The sequence below is a fragment of the Bacillus sp. EB01 genome, assembly GCF_000613125.1.
In the GTDB taxonomy this organism is placed as follows: Bacteria; Bacillota; Bacilli; order Bacillales; family Cytobacillaceae; genus Bacillus_D.
Genome location: NZ_HG964497.1, coordinates 4,294,986 through 4,302,825, shown reverse-complemented (window position 1 = coordinate 4,302,825; position 7,840 = coordinate 4,294,986). Strand labels below are relative to the sequence as shown.

The window sequence follows — 7,840 nt, the reverse complement described above, 5'->3', positions numbered from 1 at the left end:
CCCCCCCCCACTGATGGAAGGTTCACTTTATCCATCGTCACCATCATCGTCGTTATTATCATCATTATCATCGTTGCTACCGTCATCGTCATTATCATCGCCGCCATGATCATCCCAAGCAACAGACATAACATCGCCTGTTATGGCATGGACCTGAACGGTTGCTTCACGGCCATCAGCGGTATTTACTTCACATAAGTAATAGGTCTGCCCTTTCGAGGAATGGAGGCTGATATCATCCACTTCACCCTTTACTTGTTTTACTGCAATTTCACCGGCTTCCGCTTCACTAATTTGTTTTGGAGGATTTACAGGATTTACAGGCTCATTGGTTTTTGAAAGGATTTTGCCCTCTGCAGCATCTATAGTGAGATTCGTTGTTTGTTTGTTGTTTTTCACGACTGCTTTATATACTGTTTTCCCATGGGACTGTGCTTTGGACAGAGATGAAAGAGTACCTGCAGCATTTGCAAGGGCAATTTCTTTTATTTCATCCTCGGATAAAACGGGAGGTTTCTCTGTTTTTTTCGTCCCAACCTTTTCAAGCCTGATAATGTCACCCGTTTCGGCATCGACCTCAATCTCATAAATGTGGTCTTGCTTTTCCATTTTTGCATGAAAAACCTTCTTTTTTTCTTTTAAAGTCGTTATTTTTCCTCCGAGTTGATTTTTAATCAAAGTTTGCACTTCCTGTTTGTTGAGTTCGGTGGCGGAGGTGTTTCCAGGTTTAGAAAGCTGCCATATAGCAAAGCCGGCAGCAACAATAATTAAAATACCAGCAATGCCGGCCAGCCATTTCTTCTTCATAAGTACGTTCACCGCCTTTATTAGCTTTTCTATACGCTAATTTTTACATAGGAACATTAAAATTTAGTGAGAATCAGCATTTTAAATGCAGGGAAGCCGTTGTCCCCTGGCCGTAAATACTTTGGAGCTGTATCTCAATATCCAATGCATCGGCAATGTCCTTTGCAAGGGAGAGGCCTAAACCAGATCCACCAATCTTTCGGCTCCTCGCCTTATCAACACGATAAAAACGGTCGAACACTTTTGATAAATCTTCCTCTGGAATTCCCATCCCCTTGTCTATAACATGGATGAAGGCTTGCTTCCCTGTTGCGCCAAACGAAAGGGTTATTGGCTTTTCACTGTATTTTCGGGCGTTATCGAGGAGAATGAAAAGCAGCTGCTTCAGTTTTTGTTCATCTGTGGCAACCATTATTGGACTCCCATTATGTTCAAGCACCAGCTCACGTCCATAAGCGTTCTCAAATGCTTTGGCTGTCGACATTACTAGCGAAGACATATTTGTATTTTCAATTTTCATGTCCCACTCACCGCTATGCCGCGCAAGCAAAAGTAGCTGATCAGTCATTTCCCGCATCCGAACTGCCTCAGAATGGATAGCTTCTATTGATTCCTCAAACAGCTTGGGTTCATTCAAGCCTCGTCTTTTTAGGAGGCTGGAGTAGCTTTCTATAATGGTTAGCGGGGTTTTTAGTTCATGCGACGCATTGGAAGCAAACTGCTGCTGCTTTTCAAAGTTTTCTTCAAGCAGGTCCATCATATGGTTAAAGGTTTCACTCATTTCATATAGCTCGTCCTTTGATTTTCCTTCAAGTGTAAGCCGCTTAAATTCACCACTTTGCCTGATATCGGACATTGTCCTGGTCAATGACGTGACTGGCCTAGTGATAAGCCTTCCAAGGAATGCGCTGGAGGCTACAACTGGGATGAGAGCAAAAAGGGTAGCGACAATCAGGACAAGGCGGAGCATCCGCAGGATTTCAGTAACGGATTCGAGGCTCGAAGTCAGCTGAAGATTTGCAACATTACCATCCGGCAAAATAATTGGTGTAGATTGAAAAGCGTAAAGCTTACCACCATACTCAATCCGTCTGCTTTCCTCGCTGCTAAAATATGTTGGTTTCCGATCTGCTAGTTTTTGCTCAGAAGGGGAGGTTGCAGATTTGCCCTTGTTTTTTTGCTCCACAATCTGAATCATACCGTTAACAGGCATATAGGCTCTAAGAAGATCTGCTTCGGGTACTTCTCCCATTAACCTGTTGATATTAGCAGCAGTCTTACTAAGTTCAGCCTCTGCAGTATTCATAGCGTTTGTATAGGACAAGCTGCTGAACGTTATGTATATCAATATATTAATAACTATAATCAGAATGGCGAACTGTGCAGATGTTAATAAGTTAATTTTCGCACTTAGTTTCATTTTGGCTCCTTTAGAACATATCCGACGCCCCGGACTGTATGAATAAGCGATGGTAAGTCAGGCAAATCAACCTTTTTGCGAAGATAACGTATATATACGTCAACAACATTAGTATCTCCAGCAAAATCATATCCCCAGACTGTCTCAAGGATTTGATCCCTCGTCAAAACCTGCTTCCGGTTCAAAAGCAAGTAAACTAGCAAATCGTATTCGCGGGGGGTCAATTCAATTGAAATACCTTTGCGGGAAACCTCGCGCGTTTTTTGGTTAAGCTTTAAATCAAGAAAGGCAAGAATATCCTCATCCACCTCTTCTAATGGTGCAGCAAGTTTAAGCCTCAATGCAGCGCGGATTCGGGCGAGCAGCTCCTCAATTTGAAACGGCTTGGTTATATAATCATTAGCACCAAGATCGAGGCCAGTCACTTTATCCTCGATTGAGCCCTTTGCGGTTAGCATTATAATCCTTGTCTCCTTGTCACTGGCACGAATCCTTCTTAACAGATCAATCCCACTGATTCCAGGCAGCATAACATCAAGGAGAATCAGATCCCATTCACCAGTCCGGTATGCTTCAAGTCCTTCAATCCCATCAGTTGCCTTCGTGACGGTATAACCCTCGAATTCAAGCTCGAGCTCCAGTACCCTGGCAATCTTTTCTTCGTCTTCAATAATTAATATACTCGTCATTTGGTACCTCCAATAAAGCGTGTTCGTATTTCAGTATAAACCTTTATACGATTATATCCTTGATAGGATTTATGAGAAAGTTTTTCCGCTTGGTGACAACACTGGAGGAGGCTGCCTGGAACCAAGCTTTTTATAAAAAAATGGATGGTACTGTCAGGGAGAGTAACAAAAGAGAAGAGGGTGTGAGACAATGAATAAGAATCTGTGATACAAAAAAACAGCCAGCTTTGTAGCCGGCTGCAAAACTGTAAAACTAGCTTATTTCCTAATTTCTTTTATCAATAGTCGTGGTCCGCCAAGCATTAAGAAATAACGTTTTTCAATGACCCATTTCATGAAGTGGGCGAATCTGCCATGAATGGCTTTTCCGTAGATGATGCCAGTTGCATTCTTATGGCCCATGCTCATAACGGTTCCCCGGTGTATATATCTGAAAGGCTTTGCAGGCATGCCATATATTTTGGAGGCAATGTTATACCCGCAATATTGTCCCTGCTGCAGGGCAATCTGTGCGGTTGGTGCATACGGCATACCTTCAGGGGAAAAGCTGACAGATGCATCGCCAAGAACAAAGACATCTCGGCGTCCAGGCACCTCGCAGAATTCATTTACCTTTACTCGACCGTCAGGAATAGTCTCAAAGCCAAGGCCTTCCACGATAGGATTTCCTTTTACACCGCCTGCCCAGATAAATGTATTTGTTTGAATGATTTCCCCATTTGTAAAAATAACTTTATCCTTTTTACAGGAAGAGACAGCGATTCCAGTCCTAAATTCAGAGCTCATTTTAGTAGAGGTCTTTTTGACATCGTTAACCATGGAAGATTCATAGCCTTTGAGAAGATCATCGTTTGCCTCGACACAAATGACCTTTACTATGTCAGGGTCGACACCATATTCCTTACATAGTTCAGGCATTTTTTCTTCCATTTCAAAAATGAATTCCATACCCGAGAAACCTGCTCCGCCAATTACATAGGTTAGCCGCTTTTCGTCCTGATCCACCGTATACTGTTCAAATTGTTCTTCTATATGGTCTCGAAGTTTATTTGTGCCTTCCCAATCGAAAAGGAAGAAAGCATTTTCTTTTATGCCAGGCAATCCGAATGTTTTTGGTACACCGCCAAGGGTAATGACAAGGTAGTCATAAGAAAGCTGGCCTGTTCCTAATGTGACACTCTTGTTCGTCAAGTCGATACTAACTACTTCATCCTTGATGAAATTAACCCTTTCAGTGTCAATCAACTCTTTAATAGGGAAGACAATTGACTCTGCAGGAATTGTGCCGGCACCGGATTCGTGAACTTTCGTTGTTAAGTAGTGGTAGTCGTTCTTGTTGACAAGGGTTATGTCGGCACGTTTTGCATGGACCTTTTTCTGAAGAGTGACGGCTGTTAAGAGCCCGGCATACCCTCCACCTAAAATAACAATTTTCTCCTTATTTACCATTACCATCCGAATCACTCCTTTTGTATATAGTATACTTTATTATGCTCAAAGTTTCACAATCTTTTAAGTGAAATAGTGAACAAATTTTTAATATTATTTTCACTAGGAAAATGGATACAATTTTTTAGCTATTTTTGCCAATGTTAACATTAAGCTTACAATCTCTTAACATTCGCACTATACAATGTAAAAAGAAGAACATTACTTTTCGGGAAGTGGATTTTTTGAAGAATGTTGTCGGACAACATATTGGACCTAAGTCATATTTTTACCCAGGACATTTATCACATGTTTTCCAACCAATCTATTCCTTGCAAGGAGGGGGATTGTTCGGATTCGAGAGTTTGATTCGAAGTACCAAAATACATAGCCCTGAAAACCTTTTTTCTTTGGCAAAAAAACAAAGAAAATTGTTTGAACTCGATATGAATTCTGCTTTAAATAGTATTACTACCTTTGATTTGTGCAACAAAGGGGTTGGCCTGCAACTATCTGTTAATATATTTCCGTCCACACTTATGGATCGCTCCTTTTACTATAGCCTTATGAATGTTGTAGAAGACGTGAACTTGGAACCAGTGGACATCCTATTTGAACTAAACGAGGCAGAAAGTGTTCAGAATGTTTCCAAATTAAAGGAAGGAATTGGTATACTAAAGAGAGCCGGTTTTAAATTTGCTCTGGATGATCTAGGAAAAGGGCAATCCTCTTTAAGAATTGCCCTTGAATTAGAGCCGGATTTTATCAAATTGGATAGATACTTTTGTGCAGGGCTTGAACAGTCGGTCAAGAAGCAAAACTTTCTGCATTGGATTTCCTCTTATTTCAAAAGTGAGGGGGTACCCTTAACACTCGAGGGGATAGAAAAAGAGGAGCAGGTTGAAATAGCCAGGCAGGCAGGTGTGGAATATGGGCAGGGATTTTATTTAGGAAGACCTGCTCAACTATAATACTTTGACTAGAAAAGAAGGTTGTCGAATGCAAACTATGATTGGGGAAATTGCAGAAAAGGTCCTCGTGGTTCCTCCAAGTGTTAAGTGTGAGGATGTGTATGGATCTTTTAAGGAAGATCCTTCCCTTGAAGGAATTGTTGTGGTAAAAAACAATCAGCCGCTGGGTCTTGTCATGAAAACACAGTTTTACCAAAAGCTTTCAGCAAAGTATGGCTTTGACCTATTCATAAAACGAACAGTAGACCTCGTCATGAACAAAAATCCTCTGATTGTTGAATATTCTTTACCAATATCAAAAGTAAGCTCACTAGCTATGAAGCGCAGCCAGGAAAATCTTTATGATTATGTCATTGTTACTCTAGAAGGCAGTATGTTTGGGATTGTCAGTATAAAGAATCTGTTAATCAAAATGGCGGAGATCCAAGTGGAAATTGCCCGCTACTCAAATCCTTTGACCGGACTTCCCGGCAATCATGGGATAAAAGAAGCACTATCCAAGGCTTTGAATTATGATAAATATACAATTTTTTATTTGGATATAAACTCCTTCAAGGTATTTAACGATACATATGGTTTTAAATGGGGCGATGAGGTTATACGAAAAACCGCAGTAATTATTAGTGATGCGATTTGTAAAGAAGAAACTTCAACTTGTTTTGTCGGCCACATTGGTGGTGACGATTTTATTGGAATTGTTCCGTATCATGATTATATCTCGATCTGTACTGAAATCATTAACCGCTTCGATTCTATGGCAAGGGTATATTATTCCGAAGAAGAACTTGAACGTGGGTATGTTATGGCTGTAAACCGAAGAGGAAAACTAGAAGATACCCCTTTAATGGGTATTTCGATTGCGGTCATGCAAAACAAATCACGTCACTATTCTTCTGTTGATGAACTGAGCAAGCAATCCGCAGATTTAAAACAAAGATGTAAAGCTATGAAAAAGAGCGTATACCTAACCCTTGAAGATTGTGAAAAAGCTCATTTAAATAAAGTCACCCCAGTATAAACACCTGCAAGGAAAATCGTTACAATCAAAATGACATGAATGATAATCCAGCCCCAATTCCCATAACGGAAAGTAGAGTCTGGGATGGGTTTGCGAGAATCCAAAGGAACTATTTTTCTGCCCAGGATGTCGAATAAAAGTAGATATATCCACCAAATTGTGTATGAATCCCACAAATCCCAAGCTGAATTAAACTTAAAAATGGCGGTATACTTCAATAATACTTCGCCAAGTAGGCCTAAATGGACGACACCCCAATAAAATGGAATCTTCCATGCCCATTTTTCTGGAGCAAAGCGGACCCCGATCAGAACAATGAAAGGGAAAACTGTCGCCACAATCCCTACTGGCATAATAAGCCCGCCATGGAAGGGAATGTACGGAAACGTATATAAACCCACACTTGTAAAAGTATAGCAAATTAAGTTTCCTGTAAATGAACTGATAATATACAAGAGAAGATACCTTTTCCAATTATTGCGCATGACCCATAAGGTTCCTGCCAGGCCTGCAGTTACAAGGAAAATAATTATGCTGCGGTCTAACATGCTTTGTCCACCCGTCTGAATGATGGGGTTATTATCTCCCAAAAAAGGAATAGTTATGAAAAAACGGCCCTGCATGAGCATGGCCGTTCTGTCGGTTCAGTTTATTCTTTTGGTTTCAGGACATCGTGGTCAACGTAGCGCTCGCCGTTCAACACACTAATAACGTTGATTGCTACCTTTGCACCGTCTCCTGCAGTAATAATAGTATGGACGCTAACACCAGCTACAGTTCCAGCTGCCCAGGCACCTTCAACATTTGTCTTACCTGTCGTCTCTACATCAAGTACTGTCTTGATTCTTGGCTCTGTACCAGGTTTGGTCGCAACACCAAGCTTTTCAGCAAGGTCCACCGATACACCAGTGGCAAAAATAACATGAGTACCTTCATAGCTGCCATTGTTTTCTGTCGCAACTTTGAATCCGCCTTCAATTTTTTCAACGCTGGTAGCAGCATCTTCAACATATTCGGCGCCGAATTTTTTCGACTGTGCTTTTCCAGTTTCAATTAAGTCAGGACCGGAAATTTCACTGACGCCGTAATGATTTTCTAGCCATGCGCGCTTCGTCATGCCTTTGTCGCTATCGATGACAACGGTTTTCTTACCTGCTTTAGCGGCAAAAAGTGCTGCGCTGGATCCAGCAGGACCTGCTCCAATAATAACAATATCAAACATGTTGCAGCCTCCTATTTATGTACTTAATCAAACATCATAATTGTAGTGTAATTTCTTCCAGAAGGTCAATTAATGTGCTTGATGAGGGAGGGTTCACTAGTACTATTTTGGGTGTAAAGTTTTGTTGAATATCATTTTTTTATTTTCTAGTAAAAAAGTGTTAGGTTGGTAAATTATTAACTAGTCAATGACTTAGATGCGACTAGTGATTGATGAACTTATTAGCGGACAAATCACTAGTAGCTGTCAGGCAGGGACTAGTCTATGCCGTGCAGGGGTTAGTTA

General features: G+C 41.0%; 8 protein-coding genes. 2 read left to right on the top strand and 6 right to left on the bottom strand.

The window, feature by feature from the left end; all coding sequences use genetic code 11:
* Nucleotides 1-27: 27 nt before the first annotated feature.
* From TY16_RS25400 to TY16_RS20075, 4 genes are all read right to left on the bottom strand, one after another.
* Nucleotides 28-807, bottom strand: a complete 780-nt coding sequence (locus tag TY16_RS25400; protein WP_052342809.1) for a PepSY domain-containing protein — start codon at nt 805-807, stop codon at nt 28-30.
* A gap of 73 nt (nt 808-880) precedes the next feature.
* A complete protein-coding gene (locus tag TY16_RS20085; protein WP_043933567.1) occupies nt 881-2,227 on the bottom strand; it encodes a sensor histidine kinase in 1,347 nt (448 codons plus the stop codon).
* Nucleotides 2,224-2,916: a response regulator transcription factor gene (locus tag TY16_RS20080; protein WP_043933566.1), complete on the bottom strand. Its 693-nt coding sequence runs from the start codon at nt 2,914-2,916 to the stop codon at nt 2,224-2,226. The genes TY16_RS20085 and TY16_RS20080 overlap by 4 nt, the downstream gene beginning before the upstream one ends.
* Nucleotides 2,917-3,174: 258 nt before the next feature.
* Nucleotides 3,175-4,371: an NAD(P)/FAD-dependent oxidoreductase gene (locus TY16_RS20075; RefSeq protein ID WP_052342808.1), complete on the bottom strand. Its 1,197-nt coding sequence runs from the start codon at nt 4,369-4,371 to the stop codon at nt 3,175-3,177.
* A 134-nt stretch (nt 4,372-4,505) separates the two neighbouring features.
* Between TY16_RS20075 and TY16_RS20070 the strand changes: the two genes are divergently transcribed.
* Together TY16_RS20070 and TY16_RS20065 are read left to right on the top strand one after the other, a co-directional pair.
* Complete coding sequence (locus TY16_RS20070; RefSeq protein WP_081773051.1) at nt 4,506-5,315, top strand: EAL domain-containing protein; 810 nt, start codon at nt 4,506-4,508, stop codon at nt 5,313-5,315.
* A 28-nt stretch (nt 5,316-5,343) separates the two neighbouring features.
* Nucleotides 5,344-6,333: a GGDEF domain-containing protein gene (locus tag TY16_RS20065; protein ID WP_043933565.1), complete on the top strand. Its 990-nt coding sequence runs from the start codon at nt 5,344-5,346 to the stop codon at nt 6,331-6,333.
* Here the strand turns inward: TY16_RS20065 and TY16_RS20060 are convergent.
* Together TY16_RS20060 and TY16_RS20055 are read right to left on the bottom strand one after the other, a co-directional pair.
* A complete protein-coding gene (locus TY16_RS20060; RefSeq protein ID WP_043933564.1) occupies nt 6,306-6,881 on the bottom strand; it encodes a CBO0543 family protein in 576 nt (191 codons plus the stop codon). The genes TY16_RS20065 and TY16_RS20060 overlap by 28 nt on opposite strands.
* Before the next feature lie 101 nt (nt 6,882-6,982).
* The gene (locus TY16_RS20055) at nt 6,983-7,555 is read right to left on the bottom strand and encodes an NAD(P)/FAD-dependent oxidoreductase (RefSeq protein ID WP_043933563.1); all 573 of its coding nucleotides are present in this window, start codon (nt 7,553-7,555) and stop codon (nt 6,983-6,985) included.
* Nucleotides 7,556-7,840 lie beyond the last annotated feature (285 nt).